This window comes from Streptomyces sp. NPDC045470 (assembly GCF_040646595.1).
GTDB lineage: Bacteria > Actinomycetota > Actinomycetes > Streptomycetales > Streptomycetaceae > Streptomyces.
Window position 1 is genome coordinate 939345 of record NZ_JBEZAN010000001.1, and the last position, 23751, is coordinate 963095.

A 23751-nucleotide genomic window follows, 5' to 3' on the forward strand; every position below is an offset into this window, starting at 1 on the left:
GGGTGCCCGAACCGGGCCCGGACCCACCAAGATCAAACACGTCCGGCGATCAGGGCAGTTCGGGCAGGCGCCGAGGGCTCCGGGGACACCGGACGACGAACGGCGGCCGGACTCAAGCCCGACCGCCGCCGTGTGCCGGACGTGGGGTCACCGCCCGCTGCCGTGCCTGTCCGGGGGACGACCCCCGGACCCCCGGCACGACAACCCGCCTACCGCCCGTTGAACGCATCCTTGAGGCGCGAGAACAGCCCTTGCTGGCCCGGCTGGAACTGCCCCGTCGGGCGTTCCTCGCCGCGGAGCTTGGCGAGCCGCCGCAGCAGCTCCTCCTGCTCCGCGTCCAGCTTGGACGGCGTGATGACCTCGACGTGCACGATGAGGTCGCCGCGCCCGTTGCCGCGCAGGTGGGTGACGCCGCGGCCGTGCAGCGGGATCGACTGGCCGGACTGGGTGCCGGGCCGGATGTCGATCTCCTCCACGCCGTCCAGCGTCTCCAGCGGGCACTTGGTGCCCAGCGCCGCCGCCGTCATCGGGATGGTGACCGTGCAGTGCAGGTCGTCGCCGCGCCGCTGGAACGTCGGGTGCGACAGTTCGTGGATCTCCACGTACAGGTCGCCGGCCGGGCCGCCGCCGGGACCGACCTCGCCCTCGCCCGCGAGCTGGATGCGGGTGCCGTTGTCCACACCGGCCGGGATCTTGACCGTGAGCGTACGGCGGGAGCGGATCCGGCCGTCGCCGGCGCATTCCGGGCACGGGGTCGGCACGACCGTACCGAAGCCCTGGCACTGCGGGCACGGCCGCGACGTCATGACCTGGCCCAGGAAGGACCGGGTGACCTGCGAGACCTCACCGCGGCCGCGGCACATGTCACAGGTCTGCGCCGAGGTGCCCGGCGCCGCGCCCTCTCCCGAACAGGTCGTACAGACGACGGCGGTGTCCACCTGGATGTCCTTGGTGGTCCCGAAGGCCGCCTCGTCCAGTTCGACGTCCAGCCGGATCATGGCGTCCTGGCCGCGCCGCGTGCGGGACCGGGGTCCGCGCTGCGAGGCCGTGCCGAAGAACGCGTCCATGATGTCGGAGAAGTTGCCGAAGCCCGCGCCGAAGCCGCCGGCCCCGCCGCCGCCACCCGCCTGCGAGAGGGGGTCGCCGCCCAGGTCGTAGACCTGCTTCTTCTGCGGGTCCGACAGCACCTCGTAAGCGGCGTTGATCTCCTTGAACCGCTCCTGGGTCTTCGGATCCGGGTTCACATCCGGGTGCAGCTCGCGGGCCAGCCGCCGGAAAGCCTTCTTGATCTCGTCCTGCGAGGCATCGCGTCGTACGCCCAGGACCGCGTAATAGTCCGTGGCCACTTACGACTCCGCGAGGATCTGTCCGACGTAACGTGCCACTGCGCGTACCGCTCCCATCGTTCCGGGGTAGTCCATGCGGGTCGGTCCGACCACGCCGAGTTTGGCGACTGCCTCGTCGCCCGAACCGTAACCGACCGCGACGACCGATGTGGACGTCAGGCCCTCATGGGCATTCTCATGCCCGATGCGTACGGTCATGCCGGAGTCCTTGGCCTCCCCCAGCAGTTTGAGGAGCACCACCTGCTCCTCCAGTGCCTCCAGCACCGGCCGGATGGTCAGTGGGAAATCGTGCCCGAAGCGCGTGAGATTGGCGGTGCCGCCGATCATCAGCCGCTCTTCGGTCTCCTCCACCAGAGTCTCCAGCAACACGGACAGCACTGTCGAGACCGTGCCCCGGTCCTCCTGCTCGAAGGACTCCGGGAGATCCTGCACGAGCTGCGGCACGTCCGTGAACCGCCGCCCCACCACGCGGCTGTTCAGCCGCGCCCGCAGGTCCGCCAAGGAGGTCTCGCCGAACGGCGCCGGGCAGTCCACCATGCGCTGCTCTACCCGGCCGGTGTCCGTGATCAGCACCAGCATCAGCCGGGCCGGCGCCAGCGACAGCAGTTCCACGTGCCGCACCGTGGACCGGGTCAGCGACGGGTACTGCACGACGGCGACCTGCCGCGTCAGTTGCGCCAGCAGCCGTACCGTACGGCCCACGACGTCGTCCAGGTCGACGGCGCCGTCCAGGAAGTTCTGGATGGCGCGCCGCTCGGGGCTGGACAGCGGCTTGACGCCGGCCAGCTTGTCGACGAAGAGGCGGTAGCCCTTGTCCGTCGGGATGCGCCCGGCGCTCGTGTGCGGCTGGGCGATGAAGCCCTCGTCCTCCAGCGCGGCCATGTCGTTGCGGACCGTGGCGGGTGAGACACCGAGCTGGTGCCGCTGGGTCAGCGCCTTGGAGCCGACCGGCTCCTCGGTCCCGACATAGTCCTGGACGATGGCGCGCAGCACTTCGAGTCTGCGTTCACTGAGCATCGCGCACACCTCCAGTCCGGCCGTGTCACCGGCGCGCGGCCGGGTTCTTCCGGGTCGTCTTCCCTGGCACTCATCAGGGCCGAGTGCCAGACCCTGACCAAGTGTACGGCCGGGTCGCACGGGCAGGGCAAGGGCGGCGGTACCGGAGTCGTGCTCCGGGCTCCCGCGAAATGCGTACCCCGTATGCCGCCGGGCATCCGGAACCTCCCGGTCCGGCGGGCAACGCTATCGCGATACGGCTAGCGTCTCGGTATGCGTACGACTTGGGAAGAGGCCGGGTGGGAACGGCTCGGCGCGGGCGTCGGCCGGCGCCGGATGCCCGGCTGGGACGAGACGGCCGGCGCCGTCGTCGGCTCGTCCGGCGTGCTGATCGTCGACACCGGCGCGACGCTCCGGGACGGCGCCGAGCTGCGCCGGCAGCTACGCGGCATCACGGGGCGGAACGTGACACATGTCGCGCTGACCCATCCCCATTTCGATCATGTGCTGGGCACCGCGGCCTTCGCGGGCGTCCAGGTCTTCGGCGCGGCCGGGCTCGACGAGTTCCTGCCGCGGGCCCAGGACGACCTGCGGCGCGACGCGGTGTCGCACGGCGTGGACCCGGACGCCGCCGCGGAGGCCGCCGACCTGCTCGTGCCCCCGCACCACCTCGTCTCCGGCGAACGCACCGTCGACCTCGGCGACCGGCAGGTCCTGCTCGCCAACGTCGGCCCCGGCCACACCGCGCACGACCTGGTCGTCCTGGTCCCCGGCACGCACGGCTCGCCCGAGGTCGTCTTCTGCGGCGACCTGGTCGAGGAGTCCGGCGAACCCCAGGCCGGACCGGACGCGATCCCCGGCCGGTGGCCCGCCGCCCTGGACCGGCTGCTGGCTCTCGGCGGCGAGGACGCGGTGTACGTACCGGGGCACGGAGCTGTCGTGGATGCCCGATTCGTCCGTGAGCAACGCGACGCGCTGAGCCGCCGCTTCGGCGTGTCGCGGTACTGACCGGCCATCCCTTCTTATCGTCTGTCCAATGCGCAGCAGAGAGTACGGCCCGGACCTCACCCCGCCGTGGAAGAAGCAGCAGCCGGCCCCCGAGGTCGAGGCCGAACCGGACCTGGTCGTCGAAGAAGCCGTCACCGGATTCTGCGGCGCGGTCGTCCGCTGCGAGAAGACCGCCGAAGGCCCGACCGTCACCCTGGAGGACCGCTTCGGCAAGCACCGGGTCTTCCCGATGACCGCGCGCGGCTTCCTCCTGGACGGCAAGGCCGTCACCCTCGTACGGCCCTCGTCGCGCACCGCCGCACGCGGACCGGCCCGTACGGCGTCCGGCTCGCTGGCCGTCCCCGGCGCCCGCGCACGGGTCGCCCGCGCCGGGCGCATCTACGTGGAAGGGCGCCACGACGCCGAGCTGGTGGAACGCGTCTGGGGCGACGACCTGCGCATCGAGGGCGTCGTCGTCGAATACCTCGAAGGCGTCGACGACCTCCCGGCCATCGTCCGCTCCTTCTCCCCCGGCCCGGACGCCCGCCTCGGCGTCCTGGTGGACCACCTGGTCCCCGGCTCGAAGGAGTCCCGGATCGCGGCCTCGGTCACGGACGAGAACGTCCTGGTCGTCGGCCACCCGTACATCGACATCTGGGAAGCGGTGAAACCGTCCTCGGCCGGCATCCGCGCCTGGCCGTCCGTCCCCCGAGGCCAGGACTGGAAGACCGGCGTGTGCCGGGCCTTGGGCTGGCCGGAGAACACGGGCGCGGCGTGGCAGCGGATCCTCGGCTCGGTCCACTCGTACAGGGATCTGGAGCCGGCGCTGCTGGGGCGGGTGGAGGAACTGATCGACTTCGTTACAGCGCCGGACTGAGCGACTTCGGACCCGTTACGGGCGGGAGTGGGGTTTGGCGTCGGGAAGGGTTTGGAACTCACTGGTGTCCAGCTCGACGCCGAGGAGGTCGAGCGGTACGGGGTCGCCGAACTTTGCGATGCGCTGCACGGCGTAATCGGCGTACTCACCGGTGCCGGCGGGCTCGGTGAGCAGGACACAGTGGGCCATGATCGGGTCGATGATCAGGTAGGCGGGGATCTTGCCGGCGGCGTAGATGCTGCGCTTGGTCCTGGACGATCCGGTTGTGGACCATGTCAGGCCCGGCCGTCATCACAATTTCCCCCCGCAGGAGTTCCGTCTTATATCCCTCGGGAACCTCAAATTCCTCGAAGAACGCGACAAGGGGGTGAGTGGTCGGTCGGTCATCCACAGCCGTCGTCTCCGTGGTCCTCCGCTTCACGCCGTCGCCCATGAGTACGACAGCAGGCTAGGGACCAGCGTAGGGCGATCCGCACGGGAAGCACATGATTCACCCAGCCGGGTGATCAGTCCACCAGATCCCGCACCACCGCGTCCGCCAGCAGGCGTCCGCGCAGGGTCAGGACGGCGCGGCCCTGTTCGTACGGGGCGGGTTGCAGGAGGCCGTCGGACAGGGCTCGGGCGGCGGCCTTGGCGCCGGCCGGGGCGAGGAGGTCCAGGGGGCAGCCGGCCGCGAGGCGGAGTTCGAGGAGGATGCGTTCGACGCGGCGGTCCTCGTCGGTCAGGAGTTCGCGGCCCGCGCCCGGGGACCGGCCCTCGCCGAGGGCCTGCGCGTACGCGCCGGGGTGCTTCACGTTCCACCACCGGACGCCGCCCACGTGGCTGTGCGCGCCGGGGCCCGCGCCCCACCAGTCCGCGCCCGTCCAGTACAACTCGTTGTGGCGGCAGCGGCCCGCCTCCGTCGTGGCCCAGTTGGAGACCTCGTACCACTGGAAGCCGGCCGCGGACATCGCCTCCTCGGTGATCAGATAGCGGTCCGCGTGCACGTCGTCGTCGGTCATCGGCACCTCGCCGCGCCGGATCCGGCGGGCCAGCTGGGTGCCCTCCTCGACGATCAGCGCGTACGCGGAGACGTGGTCGGGCGCCGCGCCGAGCGCCGCGTCCAGCGTGGCCCGCCAGTCGTCGTCGGACTCGCCGGGCGTCCCGTAGATCAGGTCCAGGTTGACGTGTTCGAAGCCCGCCGCGCGCGCCTCGGCGACGCAGGCTTCCGGGCGGCCCGGGGTGTGCGTACGGTCCAGGATCTTCAGGACGTGCTGCCGGGCGCTCTGCATGCCGAAGGAGATCCGGTTGAAGCCGGCCTCCCGCAGTTCGGCGAGGTAGCGCGGGTCGACGGACTCCGGGTTGGCCTCGGTGGTGACCTCGGCGCCGTCCGCCAGCCCGAACTCGTCACGGATCGCGGCGAGCATCCGCCCGAGGTCGGCGGCCGGGAGCAGGGTCGGTGTGCCGCCGCCGACGAAGACCGTCTCGACCGGCCGGGGGTCGTCGCCGAGCACCTTGCGGGCGAGCCGGATCTCCTCGGCGACGGTTTCCGCGTAGTTCTCCCGCGAGGCGAGCGCGCCGCCGGAACCGCGCAGCTCGGTGGCCGTGTACGTGTTGAAGTCGCAGTAGCCGCAGCGCGTCGCGCAGTACGGCACGTGCAGGTAGAACCCGAGCGGCCGGGCGGCCGCCCCCGTCAGGGCGTGACCGGGCAGCGACCCGTCTTCGGGCATGGGCTCACCGTCGGGGAGTGCGGAAGGCATGTGGTCCATTGTCCGGCATCGGACGGGGAGCGAGGGGAGCGCCTGCGGGCGGCCGGTACGGAGCAGTACGGGGGGGCACAGTACGGGACAGGGCGCGGGGCGGTGCGAGGCCGTGGCGGGCGACCGGTGCAGGGGGCCGCCCGGCCGCCTCCGTCCGTCCCGTCCCGCCGCGTCCCGCCCTGCCCGCTACCGCTGCCCGGTCGCCTGGAGCACCAGCAGCGCCAGGTCGTCGTCCGGCGGCGTGTCCGCGAACGCGTGCACCGCCCGCCGGATGTGTTCGGCGACCGCGGTGGCCCCCAGGCCGGCGCAGGCGGCGAAGTGGTGGGCCAGGCCGTCATCGTCGTCGAACTGGCGGTGGCCCGAGCGCCGCTCCGTCACCCCGTCCGTGACGCACAGCAGCGTCTCGCCGGGGGCCAGCTCGAAGGACTCGGACTCGTACGACGTGTCCTCCACCACTCCGACCAGCATCTGCGGCGCGGCGGCGATCCGTACCGCGCCGTCCGTGCCGAGGACCAGCGGCAACGGGTGCCCGGCGCTGGCCAGGGTGCACCGGGCGCCCGGCGTGCCGTCGGCGTGCGGCTCGATCTCGCCGTACAGGAGGGAGAGGAAGCGGGTCTGCTCGCCCTCGGCGCGCAGTTCGACGGAGGGGTCCAGCCCGCTGCCCGCGGCGGCGACCGCCGCCGTGACGGCCGCCACCGAGTCCGCGGCCTCGCGCGCCATGGTCTTGTTGAGCCGGTCCAGCACCTCCCCGACGCCGAACCCGTCGCGGGCCAGCAGCCGCAGGACGGGGCGGGCGAGACCGGTGACCGCCGCGGCTTCCGGGCCGTTGCCGCACACGTCGCCGAGGGCGAAGCACCAGCGTCCGTTCCCGGCGTGGAACAGGTCCCAGAAGTCGCCGCCGGCCCAGGCGCCCTCCCGCGGCTCGTACACCACGGAGGACTCCAGACCGGGGACGGCGGGCCGGCCCCTGGGGAGCAGACGGCGCTGGAGCACCTGGCTGATCCGTTCCTGGTTCCGGTACGCGCGGGCCGTGGCCAGGGCCCGCGCGACCCGGCGGGTCAGGTCCTCTATGAGGCCCACGACCTCGTCGGGGAAGCGCATCAGCCCGGCCCGCCCGATCAGCAGCGTGCCGTGGTCGCGGCCGCCGGCCACCAGGCGGCAGGCCAGTGCGGCGCCACCGGGCCCGTACCCGCTCGGCTCCTGCGGCCAGGGCCACGGCACGGCGGCCCCGGCGCCGTCCCGCTGCGGGCCGGGGACCGGCATCACCGGCGGGTCCTTCTCCAGAGCCATGCGCAGGGCGTCGATGCGGCTCTCGCTGGAATGCCAGACGCGGGCGAGCCGCGGGGCCTCGCCCGTGCCCTCCCGTCCGCCGCCGTGCAGCCAGACCGCGCACCAGTCGGCGAGGCGCGGTACGACCAACTGGGCGGCGAGGAGCGCCACCTGTTCCTCGTCGAGCTGCCCGGACAGCAGGTCGGACGCCTCCGCGAGGAAGGACAGGGCGCCGTGGTTGATCCAGTCCGCGTCGGTCCGCCGCGCCGGGGAGCGGCGGGCGGGCGTGGGGGCGAGCAGTTCGGCGGCGCGCAGGCCGCGCTGCAGTTCCAGGTCGTGGTGGGAGAACCGGGCCGGCGACCCGTAAGCGCGGTGCCGCGGGCCGGCCGGGAGCCGGAACCACACGGTCTTCAGGTCGCGCCGGTACGTGATGCCCCAGGACTCGGCGACGGCGCCGACCAGTTGCAGGCCGTGGCCCCGGCTCTCGTTCTCGGAGGCCGACTGGCGCGCCCGTACGGCGCGGGCGGGGTGGTGGTCGGAGACCTCGATGACGACCACGGTGCGGGGGTTGTCCGGGTTCGGGGCCGGGTTGGGTTTCGAGTTCGGGGCCGGGTTCGGGGCCGGGTTCGGGGCCGGGGCTGCGTCCGTGGCCGCGCCGGCGCCCGCGCCCGTGCCCGTGCCCGCGATCGCGCCTGCCTCCGTATCCGCTGCCGTGCCCGTGTCCAGGTCCGTTTCCAGGCGGCACAGCAGTTCCACGGTGGTGCCCGCGTGCACCACGACGTTCGTGACCAGCTCGCTGACCAGCAGGACCGCCTCGTCGGCGAGGCGGTCACCGATGGCGTCCGCGCCGGGCAGCGACCGGGTCACCCAGTCGGCCAGGACGGCCCGCACGAACTGGCGCGCCGCCGCGGCCGCACGCGGATTGCCGGGCAGACTCGACCGGCGGACACTGTCCCGCCCGTCGGTGGCGGGCCCGGCGCCGCAACCGGAAGCCGGTCTGGAGGGCGGGGCGGCGGGGGCCTCCATGCGGGCGACTTCGGCAGGGGTGCCTTCGGCAGGGGCGACCTCGGCAGATACGGCTTCCGCAGGATCGGTTTCGACGGATACGGCTGCGGCGGGAGCGGCAGGTGTCTCCGTCATCTCCGGAGTCCCTGGCGTTCCCGTCATGTCCGGCGTCTCCGGAGCCCCCAGCATCTCCGGCGCCCCACACGACTCGCCGGCCCCCTCCCGCGCACCGGCCCCCTCGCCCGCACCCGGCCCCATGGCCGAATCCGTCACCTCGGCCTCCCTCGCCCCGGTGGCCGGATCCGTCGCCTCCGTCGCCCCCTCCCCCACGACCGCCGCACCCGTCGCGCCGACCGTCTCCATGGCTGGGTCCGTGTCCGCCTCCGTGCGGGAATCCACCGGCCTGCCTCCTTCGGAACGTGCGTCGGTGAACTCCCCGTGCGGCCCGCCGAAAACCGCCCCGCCCTCACCCGACGGCCCCGCGCCCTGCGCGGACGGCCCCGAGTCTTGCGCCGACGGCCCCGCGCCCTCCGCCGCCGGGCCCGTGTCCACGGCCTGCGGGCCCCAGGCCCCGGCCTGCGGGCCCGTACGGGACGCCTCCTCCGGGGGAGCCCCGGCAGGGGTGCTTCCGGGAGCCGCCGCCCCGCCGGGACCGCCGCGGCCGGGGCGGAACGCCGCCCGGACCACCGCGGCGCCCCGGTCCGGGGCGTCCCTGTCTGACGAAGTTGTCGTCCTCATTGAGCAACTCCCGAGCAGTTCCGCAATAGCGCCGAATACGCCACTCCCAGAGTGACAGACTGAGCGCACCCATAAGCACCGAGTTACTGAAGTGGGGAGACATGGCGGTCGATTCGGCAGTGCCCCGAGTGTCCCTCGATACGGGCGGTGACGTCGTGCGCGCCGCCGATCTCAGACCGCTGCTGACCGCTCTGACGTCGATGGCGGCCGGAGATTTCCGTACGCGACTGCCGGTGGCCCAGGAGGGGCTGCTGGCCGAACTGTCCGCGGTCTTCAACCAGATAGCTTCCCGCAACCAGCACCTGTCCGACGAGTTGTTACGCCTGCGGTCGGAGGTCGTGCGCCAGGGCCGGCTGGACGAACGGATGTCCGCCAGCCCGGGTCCCGGCACCTGGGCCACCTCCGTACAGGCCGCCAACGCCATCATCGACGCCCTGGTCATCCCGACCACCCAGGCCACCCAGGTGCTGGACGCGGTGGCGGGCGGCGACCTGACCCTGCGGGTGGACCTGCACGACGGCAACCGCCCGCTGCGCGGCGACCGCCGGCGGCTGGGCCGGGCGGTGAACCGCATGGTCGACCAGTTGTCGCTGTTCACCGGCGAGGTGACCCGGGTGGCCCGCGAGTCCGGTACGGAGGGCCGGCTCGGCGGGCGCGCCAAGGTGGCCGGGCTGTCCGGGAGCTGGCGGGACGTGACCGAGGCGGTCAACACGATGGCGGCCAGGCTGACCGCCCAGGTGCGGGACATCGCGCTGGTGACGACGGCGGTGGCCCGCGGCGACCTGACCCGGCAGGTGACGGTCGAGGCGGCGGGCGAGCTGCTGGAGCTGAAACTGACCGTCAACACGATGGTCGACCAGCTCTCCGCCTTCGCCGACGAGGTCACCCGCGTCGCCCGCGAAGTCGGCACCGAGGGACAGCTCGGCGGCCGGGCCCAGGTGCGGGGCGTGTCGGGCGTCTGGAAGGACCTCACCGACAACGTCAACTTCATGGCGTCCAACCTGACCAGCCAGGTGCGCAACATCGCCCAGGTGACCACGGCGGTGGCCAACGGTGACCTCAGTCAGAAGATCACCGTGGACGCGCGCGGCGAGATCCTCCAGCTCAAGTTGACCGTCAACACGATGGTCGACCAGCTCTCCGCCTTCGCCGACGAGGTCACCCGCGTCGCCCGCGAAGTCGGCACCGAAGGGCGGCTCGGCGGCCGGGCGCACGTACGCGGCGTGTCGGGCGTCTGGAAGGACCTCACCGACAACGTCAACTTCATGGCCGACAATCTCACCTCCCAGGTGCGCAACATCGCCCTGGTGGCGACGGCGGTCGCGGAGGGCGACCTGGGCCGCAAGATCACGGTCGAGGCGAAGGGCGAGATCCTGGAGGTGAAGTCGACGATCAACACGATGGTCGACCAGCTCTCCGCCTTCGCCGACGAGGTCACCCGCGTCGCCCGCGAAGTCGGCACGGAAGGCAACCTCGGCGGCCAGGCGCAGGTGCGCGGCGCCTCGGGTGTCTGGAAGGATTTGACGGACAACGTCAACTTCATGGCGTCCAACCTGACCTCCCAGGTGCGCAACATCGCGCAGGTGACCACGGCGGTGGCCGACGGCGACCTGTCGAAGAAGATCACGGTCGACGCGCGCGGCGAGATCCTGGAGCTGAAGGACACCGTCAACTCGATGGTGGAGCAGTTGCGGGCGTTCGCCGACGAGGTCACGCGGGTGGCGCGCGAGGTCGGCACGGAAGGCAATCTGGGCGGCCGGGCGCAGGTCCGGGGCGCGTCCGGGGTCTGGAAGGACCTGACGGACAACGTCAACTTCATGGCGTCCAACCTGACCACGCAGGTGCGCAACATCGCGCTGGTGGCCACCGCGGTCGCCCAGGGCGACCTGTCGAAGAAGATCGACGTGGACGCGCGCGGCGAGATCCTGGAGCTGAAGACCACGCTCAACACGATGGTCGACACCCTGTCGTCGTTCGCGTCCGAAGTCACCCGGGTCGCCCGCGAGGTGGGCAGCGAAGGGCAGCTGGGCGGGCAGGCCCGGGTCGAAGGGGTGTACGGCACCTGGAAACGGCTGACGACGAACGTCAACGAGCTGGCGTCGAACCTCACCACCCAGGTCCGGGCCATCGCCGAGGTGGCCTCGGCGGTGGCGGCCGGCGACATGACCCGTAACGTGACCGTGGAGACCCAGGGCGAGGTCGCGGAGCTGCGCGACAACATCAACCTGATGGTCTCCAACCTCCGGGAGACCACCCGCGCCAAGGACTGGCTGGAGTCGAACCTCGCGCGGCTGGCGGGGCTGATGCAGGGCCACCGGGACCTGATGGAGGTAGCCGACCTGATCCTGCGGGAGCTGACGCCGCTGGTGAACGCCCAGTACGGAGCCTTCTTCCTGGCCGACACCGACCGCGACGACCTCCAGATGGCCTTCATCGCCGGGTACGGCTCGTCCCTGGACACCACGATCGACACGCCGGGCTCCATGGACCACGGCCTGGTGCGCCAGGCGGCCCTGGAGAAGAAGCGCATCCTGGTGGAGGACGCCCCGCCGGACTACATCAAGATCAATTCAGGGCTGGGCGAGGCCAACCCGGCGACCGTCGTCATCATCCCGGTGCTGTTCGAGGACCAGACGCTGGGCGTCATCGAGCTGGCGTCCTTCTCCCGCTTCTCCGACGTGCACCTGGCCTTCTTCGACCAGTTCGTGAACACCATCGGCGTCGCCATCAACACCATCGTCGCCAACTCCCGGACGGAATCCCTGCTCGGCGAGTCGCAGCGGCTGGCCCGCCAGCTCCAGGAACGCACCGACGAGCTCCAGCGACGGCAGGCGGAACTCCAGCGGTCGAACGAGGAGCTGGAGGAGAAGGCGGCGCTGCTGGCCAGCTCGTCCCAGTACAAGTCCGAGTTCCTGGCGAACATGTCGCACGAGCTGCGCAACCCGCTGAACTCGCTGCTCATCCTCGCCCGGCTGCTCGCCGACAATCCGGACGGGCACCTGAACGAGCAGGAGGTGCAGTTCGCGATCACGATCCACCGGTCCGGGTCCGACCTGCTCCAGCTCATCAACGACATCCTCGATCTGTCGAAGATCGAGGCGGGCCGGATGGACGTACGGCCCAAGCGGCTGCCGCTGATCAAACTGCTCAACTACGTCCACGACACGTTCCGGCCGATGACCCTCGACCGGGGGCTGGCCTTCGAGGTGTCGGTGAGCGAGAACGTGCCCAAGGAGCTGTTCTCCGACGAACAGCGCCTCCAGCAGGTGCTGCGCAACCTGCTCTCCAACGCGGTGAAGTTCACCGCCGCCGGCAAGATCGACCTGCGGGTGAACCGCTCCGGGGACGGCACGATCGCCTTCACCGTCACGGACACCGGCATCGGTATCGCGCCGGAGAAGCTGCCGGTCATCTTCGAGGCGTTCCAGCAGGCGGACGGCACCACCAACCGCAAGTACGGCGGTACGGGCCTGGGACTGTCGATCAGCCGCGAGATCGCGGGGCTGCTCGGCGGCCGGATCACCGCGAGCAGCCGCCCCGGCGTCGGCAGCGTCTTCACCCTGCACGTGCCCATCGACTGCCCCGGCTACGCCGAGCCGCTGGACAGTCTGGACGGCGGTGAACAGCGCGCGGACGGGGCGCTGCAACTGGGGAAGACGCCGCGGCACCACCCGCGCTCGGGGCCGCCCGCCCCGCGCGACGAGGCGCCGTGGCCGACCACCACGCGGCTGGAGGACTGGGTGAGCGGGCCCTCGGGCACGTTGCTGTCCGGCTGCCAGGTCCTGGTCGTCGACGACGACATCCGCAATGTCTTCGCCCTCACCAATGTGCTGAGCCGGGTCGGCATGCGGGTCCTCTATGCCGAACACGGCCGGGAGGGCATCGAGATGCTGGAGAAGAATCCCGGTGTCAACCTGGTCCTGATGGACATCATGATGCCGGAGATGGACGGTTACGAAACCATTCGCGCGATCCGGCGTACGCCACGCTTCGCGGATCTGCCCGTCATCGTGCTCACCGCGAAAGCGATGCCCGGCGACCGCGAGAAATCCCTGGAGAGCGGAGCCAACGAATACGTCCCCAAACCCGTCGACGTGGACCGCCTGCTGGCAGTGACCGTCGATCTCCTGTCCCGGCACGCCTCCGGCACCCCGGCCCCGGGCGGTGAATCAGGCAAGCACGACCCCGACGCGACCTTTCCGAGGTCCCAAGGCACCGAAGGCCCATCATGACCCATGCACCCGACACCGGCGCCGGCGCCGGAACCGACGACCGGGCGGGCATCCTTCTCGTCGACGACATGGAGGACAACCTCGCCGCGCTCGAAGCGGTCCTGGGCTCGCTCGGCGAGCCGCTGGTCCGGGCCCGGTCCGGCGAGGAAGCCATGAAGGCACTGCTCCGGCAGGAATTCGCGGTCGTCCTGCTGGACATTCTCATGCCCGGCATGGACGGATTCGAGACCGCCTCCAACATCAAGCGTCTCGACCAGACGAAGGACATTCCGATCATCTTCCTGACCGGGACGGACAGCGACTCCGGATTCGCCTTCCGCGGGTATTCGACGGGCGCCGCCGACTACCTCACCAAGCCCTTCGATCCATGGGTGCTCCGCGCCAAGGTGAACGTCTTTCTCGACCTGCACCGCAAGAACCGGCAGTTGCGACGACTCATAAAGCAGGACCACGCCCGGATGGGCGAGTTGGCGGACCGAATCTCCGAGATCGAGCGACGCCTTTCCGGCAGTTCCGACCCCGGTGTACGCGATCTGACCGAGAGCGTGGCCCGCATGGGCGAATCGGTACGGGCGCTGCGGCGGGGGCGGTAGCGGCCCGGGGGGGGCGGGGTTCGGGACCCGTACGGGCTCCGGGCGGTACGGGCATCGGCGGGCACCGGTGCCCGTACCGCCCGGAGTCGGCGCGGCCGCCGCCGTCGGGGGCACAAGCCGCTACACCCCACGAGGCACAGCAGCCCCTTCTGGCGCAGCCGTCACGCCTCGCGGGCGCCCTCGTACATCTCTTCCAGCAGGTCCTTGAAGGCCCGTTCCACCACCGGCCGCTTGATCTTGAGGCTGGGGGTCACCTCGCCGTGCTCGATGTCCAGGTCCCGCGGCAGCAGCCGGAACTTGCGGATCTGCTGCCAACGCTGGAGCCCCTCGTTGACCCGCTCCACGTACCCCTCGATCAGTTCGCGGGTCCGCGCCGCGCCCACGACCTCGGCGTACGACTTCCCCTTGAGGCCGTGCTCGGCGGCCCAGCCCATGATCGTCGGCTCGTCGAGGGCGATCAGCGCGGTGCAGAAGTTCCGGTTGGCGCCGTGCACCAGCACATTGGAGACGAACGGGCAGACCGCCTTGAACTGCCCCTCGACCTCGGCCGGCGCGATGTACTTGCCGCCGGAGGTCTTGATCAGGTCCTTCTTGCGGTCGGTGATCCGCAGATAGCCGTCCGGGGACAGCTCGCCGATGTCGCCGGTGTGGAACCAGCCGTCCGACTCCAGCACCTCGGCCGTCTTCTCCGGCAGTCCGTGGTAGCCCGCCATGATGCCGGGCCCGCGCAGCAGCACCTCGCCGTCCTCGGCGATCCGCACCTCCGTGCCGGGCAGCGGCTTGCCGACCGTGCCGGTGCGGTACGCCTCGCCGGGGTTCACGAAGCTGGCCGCGCTGGTCTCGGTGAGTCCGTACCCCTCCAGGATGTGGATACCGGCGCCGGCGAAGAAGTAGCCGATCTCGGGGGCGAGGGCCGCGGAACCGGAAATCGCGGCGCGCAGCCGGCCGCCGAAGGCATCACGCAGCTTGGCGTAGACGAGCGCGTCGGCGATCTTGTGCTTGGCGCCGAGGGCGAAGGGGACGGAGGCGTTGCCGGTGCGGCGGAAGTTCTCCTGGGAGGCCTTGGCGTACTCCCGTGCCACGCCCGCCGCCCACTGGAAGATCTTGTACTTGGCGGCGCCGCCCTCCCGGGCCTTGGTCACCACGCCGTTGTAGACCTTCTCGAAGATCCGCGGTACGGCCGCCATGTAGGTGGGCTGCACCACCGGCAGATTTTCGATGATCTTGTCGACCCGGCCGTCCACCGCGATCACATGCCCGACGGAGATCTGCCCCGCGGTCAGCACCTTCCCGAAGACGTGCGCCAGCGGCAGCCAGAGGTACTGCACGTCGTCCTCGGTGACCAGGCCCGTGGCCTGGATCGCCCGCGCCATGTACGACCAGCAGTCGTGCGGCAGCCGTACGCCCTTGGGCCGGCCGGTGGTGCCCGAGGTGTAGATCAGGGTCGCGAGCTGGTCGGCGCGCAACGCCGCGATCTGCTCCCGTACGCAGTCCGGGTTCTTCTCCAGGTGGGCGGTGCCGCGCCGCTCCAGTTCGGCGAGGGAGAGCACCCAGTCCTCCGGGTCGCCCTCGGCGGGCTGCGCGTCGGCTTCCTCGATCACCACGACATGGGCCAGTTCCGGCAGGTCGGCGCGCTTCTCGCGGGCCTTGGCGAGCTGCCCCGCGTCCTCGGCGATCAGTACGCGGCTGCCGGAGTCGGCGAGGATGTACGCCGTCTCGTCCGCGTTGGTGCTGGGGTAGACGGTGGTGGTGGCCGCGCCGGAACACAGCACGCCGAGGTCGGTGAGGATCCACTCGACGCGGGTACTGGCGGCGAGCGCCACCCGCTCCTCGGCCCTGACGCCCAGCGAGATCAGGCCCGCGGCCACCGCGTACACCCGCCGGGCGGCCTCGGCCCAGCTCAGCACCTTCCAGTCGTCGGGCCCCCGGCCCGCGGCGGACGGCACCGGATAGCGGTACGCCTCGTGGTCGGGGGTTGCCGCGACACGCTCCAGGAAGAGGGTCGCCACGGAAGGTGGCCGGTTCTCGATCAGCGTCTGGGTGTCCGTCACGGCATCCTCCGGGGCCCGCTACGTTGCTGGTGACTCGCGAGTAACCTTCGAGCAGTGATCAGACTAGAGTGCGTCGCGCCATGGCGTAAGGGGCTGCGGCGGACTGGTTCAGGAGGGGACCAGCACGGTGGATGCCCCGTACACGTTTCGCCCTGACCGGGTGCGGGGTGGGACTCCGGTGGGCTGCCGGAGCGGATGCACGCTGCCCTGACCAGCGCCGATGCCCGCCATCCCAGGCACGGACGGTGGGGCCGACCGGTACGGGCGGGGGTGCCCACCGGTACGGGCGGGAGGCGGGCTGCCGTGTGAGCGAGGTCATCGGGTTCATCCCGCACACCGGTTACGGACCTGGCGTACGCCGTTCGTGGGGTACGGCTTCAGCCGATCGTGTGATCTGGAGGTGCGCCGCCGCCCGCGCGCCGGGCGGGCCGGCCCCGAGGTGCGGAGTCCGGAGGTACGAACTCCGGAAGCGCGGACGCGGGCGCACGGGCAGGCGGCGGACGGCCGGTCAGCGGCCGAGCGAAGCGGCCTGGAGGCCGATGCCGTCGGCGCTGGGCGCGTTCGAGGCGGCCGAGTCGCCGACCATGTGGCCGACCTTCTCGTCGCCCCGCAGCGTGCCGTTGACCTTCTTCAGCCCGTCGCCGAGGGAGGTGACGGCCTTCTGCGCACCGCCGACCGTCCCGCTGACGCCGCTCTTGAACTTGTCCGCCCCCGTCTGGTCGGCGAAGGCGGGCGCGGCGACGCCCACGGACAGCGCGGCCCCGGCCAGCAGCACGGCGGCCTTGGTGTACTTCATACCCATCCCTTTCCGGCGCGGCCTCCTCTCGGCGGCACGGCACTCATGCCGCCCGGACGCCCCTGGGCCGCCCGGAACTCCGCTGCCACCCACGACAACGGTGTCCGGCGCGTCCCGGAAACCGCCTGGCCGCCGATTTCCCCGCCGACCGCCCGGATGCCGTACGGACCGGACGCCCGTTCCGTGACAGCACTCAGCCCCCGGCCGGGATCGGCCGGGGGCTGGACGCGCGGGCGGCGGAGGCTGGACGCGCGGGCGGCGGAGGCTGGACGCGCGGGCGGCGGAGGCTGGACGCGCGGGCGGCGGAGGCTGGACGCGCGGGCGGCGGGCGGCCGGCCCACAGGCCCGGACCGCCCGCCTACGCGGCTACTTCTTGCCCTTGGAGTCGCCGTCGGAGTCGGAGGACAGCACGGCGATGAAGGCCTCCTGCGGGACCTCCACGCTGCCGACCATCTTCATCCGCTTCTTGCCTTCCTTCTGCTTCTCCAGCAGCTTCCGCTTACGGGAGATGTCACCGCCGTAGCACTTGGCGAGCACGTCCTTGCGGATGGCGCGGACCGTCTCACGGGCGATGACCCGGCTGCCGATGGCGGCCTGGATCGGCACCTCGAAGCTCTGCCGCGGGATCAGCTCGCGCAGCTTGGCGACCAGCCGCACGCCGTACGCGTACGCCTTGTCCTTGTGGCAGATCGCGGAGAACGCGTCGACCTTGTCGCCGTGCAGCAGGATGTCGACCTTGACCAGGTCGGCGGCCTGCTCGCCGGTGGGCTCGTAGTCCAGCGAGGCGTAACCGCGGGTCTTGGACTTGAGCTGGTCGAAGAAGTCGAAGACGACCTCGGCGAGCGGGAGGGTGTAGCGGATCTCGACCCGGTCCTCGGAGAGGTAGTCCATGCCGAGCAGGTTGCCGCGCCGGGTCTGGCACAGCTCCATGATCGCGCCGATGAACTCGCTGGGCGCCAGGATCGTGGCCCGTACGACCGGCTCGTGGACCTTGTCGATCTTGCCGGTCGGGAACTCGCTGGGGTTGGTGACCTCGTGCTCGGCGCCGTCCTCCATGTCCACGCGGTAGACCACGTTGGGGGCGGTGGCGATCAGGTCGAGGCCGAACTCGCGCTCCAGGCGCTCGCGGATGACCTCCAGGTGCAGCAGGCCCAGGAAGCCGACGCGGAAGCCGAAGCCGAGGGCCGCGGAGGTCTCCGGCTCGTAGACCAGCGCGGCGTCGTTGAGCTGGAGCTTGTCCAGGGCGTCGCGCAGCTCCGGGTAGTCGGAGCCGTCGAGCGGGTACAGGCCGGAGAAGACCATCGGCTTCGGGTCCTTGTAGCCGCCCAGCGGCTGGTCGGCTCCCTTGCTGAGCTGGGTGATGGTGTCGCCGACCTTGGACTGGCGGACGTCCTTCACGCCGGTGATCAGGTAGCCGACCTCGCCCACGGACAGGCCGTCGGCGGCCTTCATCTCGGGCGAGTTCGTGCCGATCTCCAGCAGCTCGTGGGCTGCGCCGGTGGACATCATCCGGATCCGCTCGCGCTTGCCGAGCGTGCCGTCGACGACCTTCACGTACGTCACGACGCCGCGGTACGCGTCGTAGACCGAGTCGAAGATCATCGCGCGGGCGGGCGCGTCCTTGACGCCGACCGGGGCCGGCACGTCGCGGACGACCTTGTCGAGCAGCTCGGCGACGCCCTCACCGGTCTTCGCGGAGACCTTCAGCACGTCCTCGGGCTCGCAGCCGACGAGGTTGGCCAGCTCCTTGGCGAACTTCTCGGGCTGCGCGGCCGGCAGGTCGATCTTGTTCAGCACCGGAATGATCTGGAGGTCGTGCTCCATCGCCAGGTACAGGTTGGCGAGGGTCTGCGCCTCGATGCCCTGGGCGGCGTCCACGAGGAGGATGCAGCCCTCGCACGCGGCGAGGGAGCGCGAGACCTCGTACGTGAAGTCCACGTGGCCCGGGGTGTCGATCATGTTGAGGATGTGGGTCGCGCCACTGTCCTCGTCGCTGCGGGCCCAGGGCAGCCGGACCGCCTGGGACTTGATCGTGATGCCGCGCTCGCGCTCGATGTCCATGCGGTCGAGGTACTGCGCGCGCATCTGCCGCTGCTCGACGACGCCGGTCAGCTGGAGCATCCGGTCGGCAAGCGTGGACTTGCCGTGGTCGATGTGCGCGATGATGCAAAAGTTACGGATGAGAGCCGGGGCGGTACGGCTCGGCTCCGGCACGTTCGTAGGGGTCGCGGGCACGCAGGGTCCATTCAGAGAACGCGGGTAGGCGGGACTCGGTTGTTTTTCGTCCCCCCATGGTCCCATGCGCGGCGGTCCTGGTCCGGTTTGGGAGGCCGAGGAGGCTGCTGGTAGCCTGGTCCACTGCGCTTTGTGCCCTCTCTCGTACGAGGCGCAACTCGAAATTCCAACGAACCTGAAAAGGCTCTTTCGTGGCGAACATCAAGTCCCAGATGAAGCGGATCAAGACCAACGAGAAGGCTCGTCAGCGCAACAAGGCTGTCAAGTCCTCGCTGCGTACCGCGATCCGTCGCACCCGTGAGGCCGTGGAGGCCGGTGACCTGCAGAAGGCCGCCACCGCCCAGGCCGAGGCCGCCAAGAAGCTGGACAAGGCCGTCAGCAAGGGTGTCATCCACAAGAACGCCGCCGCCAACAAGAAGTCGGCGCTGGCCAAGAAGGTCGCGGCCCTCAAGGCCTGACCTGTTCTGACGCTTCACCACTGCCGGTAAGGGCCCAGCGGCCCCTCTCTCCGCTCCTTCCGGTGCACCACCGCGCCGCACACGGCCTGCGTTCGCCACGCGGGTGCGGCGCACACACAGCTTGAGACGAAGGACCTCGCGGTCGCCCTTTCCCAGGGTGGCGCGGGGTCTTTTGTCGTTGTCGTGGGGGGGGCGGGGGTGGGGGCGCTTGGGCATGGGGGCGGGCGCGAGGTGGCTGTGGGACGGGGGCGGGGCGGGTGCGGGGCCGGTGTGGCGCGGGTGCGGGCTGGTGTGGGGCGGGGGCGGGGGCGGTATGGCTCAGGTCACGCTTACGGCCATGTGGCCGGTTCGGGTCCGCTACGCTGCCGCGCATGTCGATTCCGGGGGACCAGCACCATCCCTACGCGCAGCCACAGCCGTCCGCTCCCTCCCAGCCACCGCCCCTGCCGCACCAGCCGGGGGCAGGGCCGGGGCCGGGGGCAGGAGCGGGACCGGCGCCAGGAGTAGGACCGGGGCCGTACGCGCCCGGGGTGCCGCAGCACAATCCTTACGCTCAGGGGCCTGGGCCTGGGCCTGGGGCTGGACCCGGGTCCGGCGCGGGCGGTACCGGTGGCGGAGGTACGGCGCAGCACTGGCTGTGGGCGCTCGGCGGGGCGGTCGCCGCTTCGGCGATGGGCGGGGCGATCCTCTTCGCCGTCGGTGCCTTCGGGGACGCGCGGCCCGATCCCGACCTGGCGGGCTACTCGTACACGTCCGACCTGTGCGACCGGACCGCGTTCACGCCGTTCGAGAGCGCGAACTTCAAGATCAAACCGGCCGGGGGCTCCTCGTCGTCGGGGTCCTCCGGCAGCAGCGCGCAGAATCCGCAGTACAGCGGTGTCCAGCAGGGCGCGCTGGACTCGATGTGGTGCAACGCCGAGCTGAAGCCGTCCGGTGCGGACGGCAACGACTACTCCTCGACCTGGGTCTACAGCAGCGCCACCCTGCACAAGAAGACCGACCCGGCGGCCGAGTTCGCGGACAGCTACCGCGCGTACGGGAGCCAGCGCAGCTCGATCTCGTACCAGGTCACCCCGGTGCCGGGCATCGGTGACGAGGCGTACCTCGTCCGCCGGTCCGACGACAGCAGCGGCTCGTACGTGATCCTCGGGGTCCGCGACGGCTGGGCGACCTACCAGCTCACCTGGTCGAGCTACACCTCCCGCAGCAGCTCGGCGAAGCCACCGACGACCGAGCAGGTCACCGGGATGCTCAAGGCGAGCGCGACGGAGACGCTCCGCAAACTGCGGAGCTGAGGCCGGGCCCCGGCCCTTTCCGCTCCCCCGGCGGTCAGCGGGAGCGGGCGGCGCGGGCGATGGTGACGACGGCCTTCTCCAGTGCGTACTCGGGGTCGTCACCGCCGCCCTTGACGCCGGCGTCGGCGTCGGCCACCGCACGCAGCGCCGTCGCCACGCCGTCCGCCGACCAGCCGCGCATCTGCTGCCGCACCCGGTCGATCTTCCAGGGAGGCATGCCCAGCTCGCGGGCGAGGTCGCCTGGGCGGGCGCCACGCGGGGCGGAGGCCAGCTTGCCGATGGCGCGGACGCCCTGGGCGAGCGCGCTGGTGATCATGACGGGGGCGACGCCCGTCGACATGGCCCAGCGCAGCGCCTCCAGCGCCTCGGCGGCCCGGCCCTCCACGGCACGGTCCGCGACGGTGAAGCTGGACGCCTCGGCGCGGCCGCGGTAGTAGCGGGCCACGATGGCGTCGTCGATGGTGCCCTCGATGTCGGCGACCAGCTGCGAACAGGCCGAGGCCAGTTCGCGCAGGTCACTGCCGAGCGCGTCCACCAGCGCCTGGCACGCCTCCGGGGTGGCGGACCGTCCCGCCGTACGGAACTCACCGCGCACGAAGGCGAGGCGGTCGGCGGGCTTGGTCATCTTGGCGCAGGCGACCTCCCGCGCACCGGCCTTGCGGGCGGCGTCCAGCAGGCCCTTGCCCTTGGCGCCGCCGGCGTGCAGCAGCACGAGGGTGATCTCCTCGACCGGGGAGCCGAGGTACTTCTTGACGTCCTTGACCGAGTCGGCGGACAGGTCCTGGGAATTGCGGACCACCACGACCTTGCGCTCGGCGAACAGCGACGGGCTGGTCAGCTCGGCCAGCGTGCCCGGCTGGAGCTGGTCGGGGGTGAGGTCGCGCACATCGGTGTCCGCGTCGGCGGCGCGGGCCGCCGCCACCACCTGCTGCACGGCGCGGTCCAGGAGCAGGTCCTCCTGGCCCACGGCGAGCGTGAGCGGGGCGAGCGGGTCGTCGTTTGCTGCTTTCCTGGCCATCGCGCACCAGCATCCCACGCCCCACTGACAGCGACGCCACCGACAGCGATGCCACTGACGGCGGCGCCACTGGCAGCCGCGTCACTGGCAGCCGCGTCACTGGCGGTGGCATCACTGGCGGTGGCATCACTGGCGGCGGCGTGGTGCCCGGCCCGCGCCGCCGGACGACGACCGGGACAATGACCGGGTGAGCGATGTACGACATGTTCTGGTGCTGCCCGACCGCGACTCCGCCGAGGAGGTCGCCGAGGCGCTGGCCGAGCGCTTCGGCGTCACGGAGGAACCCCAGCTCGTCCGGGACGCCCTGGCGGGCGAGGACGACGCCGAGGACGCCCAGTGGCTGGTGGTCGTCGAAGATCCCACCGGGGTCCACGACCCGGCGAAGCTGGACGCCCTGGCCGATGAGTACGAGGGCTGGCTGGAGGCCGAGTGACGCGTCGGCCGTCTGCCGGGCGCGCAGCGCCCGCCCGTAAGGTGCCGCAGCCGGGGCAGGCGCACGTCAGCCGCGCAGCTCCGGTATCCGGTCCAGCGTGATGCCGAAGTGGGTGCGGTAGGCGGGGAGCACCTCGGCCTCGGACAGTTCGCGCTCGTCCCGGCCGCCGTCGGCGTCGGTGATCACGAGCGTACGGCCGGAGAGGGTGACGCGGCCGGTCTCCGTCAGCCGGGAGCAGACCAGTGACCGGGTGAAGGGCGAGTCCGGCGAGGTGCGGTGGTACCAGCAGCCCGCCGCGAAGTCGGCCAGGGCACGCGGCCGCTGTTCCAGCCGGTACTGGGGCACACCGTCCCGCAGGACGTCGAGGTCGCCGTCGGCGGTCTCCTCGATGCGGAACAGTCCGGCGGGGTCGGGCTGTTGGTCGCGGCTGTCCAGACGGAGCGGGTACTGGCTGTTCCTGCCGAAGCCGATGTCGGCGAGCCACGGTCCGCCCTGTCCGTCGGCGGTGTGGACGCGCAGCGCGAGGTGGTCGTACGGGATGCCGGGGCCTTCCGGGCCGAAGACCCGGGCGGCGAGCAGTTCGACGCGGTAGCCGAGGGCGCGGAGCAGGGCGGCGAAGGCGCCGTTGAGTTCGTAGCAGAAGCCGCCGCGTGAGGCACCGACGACCTTGTCCACCAGCGGCCTGTACTCCAGAGCCACGTCCTCGGCGAGGTGGACGGAAAGGTTCTCGAAGGGGACGGTCCGCAGGTGCCGCAGATGCAGGTCGTGCAGCGCCTCGGTGTCGGGCACCGCCGGACGGTCGGCACCGATTCGCCGCAGGTAGGCATCGGTACGCGCCTGGTCGAGCGGCTCGGCCCGCATCCGCTCGGCATCCGAGGGCCGACCGGCCGCCTTCCCGCCGTCCGCAGGGGGCGGGGATTGCGCAGGGGTCGGGGGCTCCGCAGGGACCGGAGATGACGCCGATGCTGGGGAATCCTCCTGAGCCTGGGACGGCGCCGACGCCGCGGGGGCCGCCGAGGTCGGGGACGCCGGCGGTCCCGGAGATGTCGGCGCTTCCTGAGGTGTCGGCTGCTGGGAGGTCGGCGGTCTCGGCGGGACGGGCTGGGACGCGGACCGGGTCTGCGGGGAGTCCATCAGGTGCTCGTCCTCTCGGTCGCGAACCAGCGGCGGGTGCGCTCCGCGGCGGGTCCAGGGACGCCGGCCAGGAGGTCGGCAACGGTCTGCTTGGCCAGTTCGCGGCGCCAGGCCAGCTCGGCCCTGCGCATCGCGGTGGAGATGCCGCAGGGGCGGCGGAAGTCCCGGTCGGGCGCTCCGGAACCGGGGCCCTGGCGGCGGATCTCGGTGCACCGGAAGACGTCGTCGGTGCCCTCGATGGCGGCGACGACGTCCATCAGGGAGATCTGCTCGGGCGGCCTGGCCAGCCGGAAGCCGCCGCGGGCGCCCGGGGTCGAAGTCAGGACACCGGCCCGGACCAGGGCCTGGAGCCGCTTGTTCAGATACGCCTGGGGCAGATCGAAGGAGGCGGCGAGCCGGGCTGTCGACACGGGACGCGCGTCGCCGAGCGAGGCCAGGGTCACACAACAGTGCAGGGCCCATTCGACGCCCTCGCTCATCCTCATATTTCTGGAGTTTACAGGTCCTGATTAACGGGGTGGCCGGATGCGACAGGTCCCCTGCCGTCAC

17 protein-coding genes and 1 pseudogene are annotated in these 23751 nt (G+C 71.5%); 7 read left to right on the forward strand and 11 right to left on the reverse strand.

All coding sequences use genetic code 11. The features are described from left to right. Positions 1–209 precede the first annotated feature (209 nt). Positions 210–1346: a molecular chaperone DnaJ gene (dnaJ, locus tag AB0A97_RS04135; protein ID WP_361144105.1), complete on the reverse strand. Its 1137-nt coding sequence runs from the start codon at positions 1344–1346 to the stop codon at positions 210–212. Continuing rightward, a complete protein-coding gene (gene hrcA / locus AB0A97_RS04140; protein ID WP_030021995.1) occupies positions 1347–2363 on the reverse strand; it encodes a heat-inducible transcriptional repressor HrcA in 1017 nt (338 codons plus the stop codon). Between the two features lie 252 nt (positions 2364–2615). Between hrcA and AB0A97_RS04145 the strand changes: the two genes are divergently transcribed. After that, the gene (locus AB0A97_RS04145) at positions 2616–3350 is read left to right on the forward strand and encodes an MBL fold metallo-hydrolase (RefSeq protein WP_361144108.1); all 735 of its coding nucleotides are present in this window, start codon (positions 2616–2618) and stop codon (positions 3348–3350) included. A gap of 28 nt (positions 3351–3378) precedes the next feature. Then, on the forward strand, positions 3379–4206 hold the full coding sequence (locus tag AB0A97_RS04150; RefSeq protein ID WP_361144111.1) for a DUF3097 domain-containing protein: 828 nt from the start codon (positions 3379–3381) through the stop codon (positions 4204–4206). A 15-nt stretch (positions 4207–4221) separates the two neighbouring features. Here AB0A97_RS04150 and AB0A97_RS04155 read toward each other — a convergent pair. The 3 genes and pseudogenes from AB0A97_RS04155 to AB0A97_RS04165 all read right to left on the reverse strand — a co-directional run bounded on the left by AB0A97_RS04155 (position 4222) and on the right by AB0A97_RS04165 (position 8147). After that, positions 4222–4639, reverse strand: a pseudogene (locus AB0A97_RS04155) (hypothetical protein). A gap of 73 nt (positions 4640–4712) precedes the next feature. Further along, entirely contained in the window at positions 4713–5945 is a 1233-nt protein-coding gene (gene hemW, locus AB0A97_RS04160; RefSeq protein WP_361144114.1) for a radical SAM family heme chaperone HemW, read from the reverse strand. A 186-nt stretch (positions 5946–6131) separates the two neighbouring features. Continuing rightward, the gene (locus AB0A97_RS04165) at positions 6132–8147 is read right to left on the reverse strand and encodes a SpoIIE family protein phosphatase (protein WP_361145261.1); all 2016 of its coding nucleotides are present in this window, start codon (positions 8145–8147) and stop codon (positions 6132–6134) included. Between the two features lie 911 nt (positions 8148–9058). On the opposite strand from AB0A97_RS04165, the gene AB0A97_RS04170 reads away from it, so the two are divergent. Beyond that, positions 9059–13189, forward strand: a complete 4131-nt coding sequence (locus AB0A97_RS04170) for a HAMP domain-containing protein (RefSeq protein ID WP_361144117.1) — start codon at positions 9059–9061, stop codon at positions 13187–13189. Further along, on the forward strand, positions 13186–13782 hold the full coding sequence (locus AB0A97_RS04175) for a response regulator (RefSeq protein ID WP_361144120.1): 597 nt from the start codon (positions 13186–13188) through the stop codon (positions 13780–13782). The genes AB0A97_RS04170 and AB0A97_RS04175 overlap by 4 nt, the downstream gene beginning before the upstream one ends. A 161-nt stretch (positions 13783–13943) precedes the next feature. Here AB0A97_RS04175 and AB0A97_RS04180 read toward each other — a convergent pair whose 3' ends face one another. From AB0A97_RS04180 to lepA, 3 genes are all read right to left on the reverse strand, one after another. Continuing rightward, positions 13944–15833, reverse strand: coding sequence for a long-chain fatty acid--CoA ligase (locus AB0A97_RS04180; RefSeq protein WP_361144123.1), 1890 nt, complete (start codon positions 15831–15833; stop codon positions 13944–13946). Between the two features lie 508 nt (positions 15834–16341). Further along, on the reverse strand, positions 16342–16629 hold the full coding sequence (locus AB0A97_RS04185; RefSeq protein ID WP_361144126.1) for a hypothetical protein: 288 nt from the start codon (positions 16627–16629) through the stop codon (positions 16342–16344). Between the two features lie 366 nt (positions 16630–16995). Next, complete coding sequence (gene lepA, locus AB0A97_RS04190; RefSeq protein ID WP_361144128.1) at positions 16996–18864, reverse strand: translation elongation factor 4; 1869 nt, start codon at positions 18862–18864, stop codon at positions 16996–16998. Between the two features lie 191 nt (positions 18865–19055). Here lepA and rpsT point away from each other — a divergent pair, with 191 nt between their 5' ends. After that, the gene (gene rpsT, locus AB0A97_RS04195) at positions 19056–19322 is read left to right on the forward strand and encodes a 30S ribosomal protein S20 (protein WP_030023016.1); all 267 of its coding nucleotides are present in this window, start codon (positions 19056–19058) and stop codon (positions 19320–19322) included. A gap of 671 nt (positions 19323–19993) precedes the next feature. Beyond that, on the forward strand, positions 19994–20617 hold the full coding sequence (locus tag AB0A97_RS04200) for a hypothetical protein (RefSeq protein WP_361144132.1): 624 nt from the start codon (positions 19994–19996) through the stop codon (positions 20615–20617). A gap of 34 nt (positions 20618–20651) precedes the next feature. Here the strand turns inward: AB0A97_RS04200 and holA are convergent, their stop codons facing one another. Next, positions 20652–21635, reverse strand: coding sequence for a DNA polymerase III subunit delta (holA, locus tag AB0A97_RS04205; RefSeq protein WP_361144135.1), 984 nt, complete (start codon positions 21633–21635; stop codon positions 20652–20654). Positions 21636–21822: 187 nt separating this feature from the next. Between holA and AB0A97_RS04210 the strand changes: the two genes are divergently transcribed. Continuing rightward, complete coding sequence (locus AB0A97_RS04210; RefSeq protein ID WP_030023012.1) at positions 21823–22068, forward strand: hypothetical protein; 246 nt, start codon at positions 21823–21825, stop codon at positions 22066–22068. A 66-nt stretch (positions 22069–22134) separates the two neighbouring features. Here the strand turns inward: AB0A97_RS04210 and AB0A97_RS04215 are convergent, their stop codons facing one another. Further along, the gene (locus tag AB0A97_RS04215; protein ID WP_361144138.1) at positions 22135–22929 is read right to left on the reverse strand and encodes an arylamine N-acetyltransferase; all 795 of its coding nucleotides are present in this window, start codon (positions 22927–22929) and stop codon (positions 22135–22137) included. A 272-nt stretch (positions 22930–23201) separates the two neighbouring features. Then, positions 23202–23687, reverse strand: a complete 486-nt coding sequence (locus tag AB0A97_RS04220; protein ID WP_361144141.1) for an Rrf2 family transcriptional regulator — start codon at positions 23685–23687, stop codon at positions 23202–23204. Positions 23688–23751: the final 64 nt, after the last annotated feature.

Excerpts from the sequence above, each read along its gene's own strand:
- hrcA (WP_030021995.1), bottom strand. The coding sequence starts at position 2,363 with ATGCTCAGTGAACGCAGACTCGAAGTGCTGCGCGCCATCGTCCAGGAC.
- AB0A97_RS04145 (WP_361144108.1), top strand. The coding sequence starts at position 2,616 with ATGCGTACGACTTGGGAAGAGGCCGGGTGGGAACGGCTCGGCGCGGGC.
- AB0A97_RS04150 (WP_361144111.1), top strand. The coding sequence starts at position 3,379 with ATGCGCAGCAGAGAGTACGGCCCGGACCTCACCCCGCCGTGGAAGAAG.
- hemW (WP_361144114.1), bottom strand. The coding sequence starts at position 5,945 with ATGCCTTCCGCACTCCCCGACGGTGAGCCCATGCCCGAAGACGGGTCG.
- AB0A97_RS04170 (WP_361144117.1), top strand. The coding sequence starts at position 9,059 with ATGGCGGTCGATTCGGCAGTGCCCCGAGTGTCCCTCGATACGGGCGGT.
- AB0A97_RS04175 (WP_361144120.1), top strand. The coding sequence starts at position 13,186 with ATGACCCATGCACCCGACACCGGCGCCGGCGCCGGAACCGACGACCGG.
- AB0A97_RS04185 (WP_361144126.1), bottom strand. The coding sequence starts at position 16,629 with ATGAAGTACACCAAGGCCGCCGTGCTGCTGGCCGGGGCCGCGCTGTCC.
- AB0A97_RS04200 (WP_361144132.1), top strand. The coding sequence starts at position 19,994 with ATGGGCGGGGCGATCCTCTTCGCCGTCGGTGCCTTCGGGGACGCGCGG.
- holA (WP_361144135.1), bottom strand. The coding sequence starts at position 21,635 with ATGGCCAGGAAAGCAGCAAACGACGACCCGCTCGCCCCGCTCACGCTC.
- AB0A97_RS04215 (WP_361144138.1), bottom strand. The coding sequence starts at position 22,929 with ATGCGGGCCGAGCCGCTCGACCAGGCGCGTACCGATGCCTACCTGCGG.
- AB0A97_RS04220 (WP_361144141.1), bottom strand. The coding sequence starts at position 23,687 with ATGAGGATGAGCGAGGGCGTCGAATGGGCCCTGCACTGTTGTGTGACC.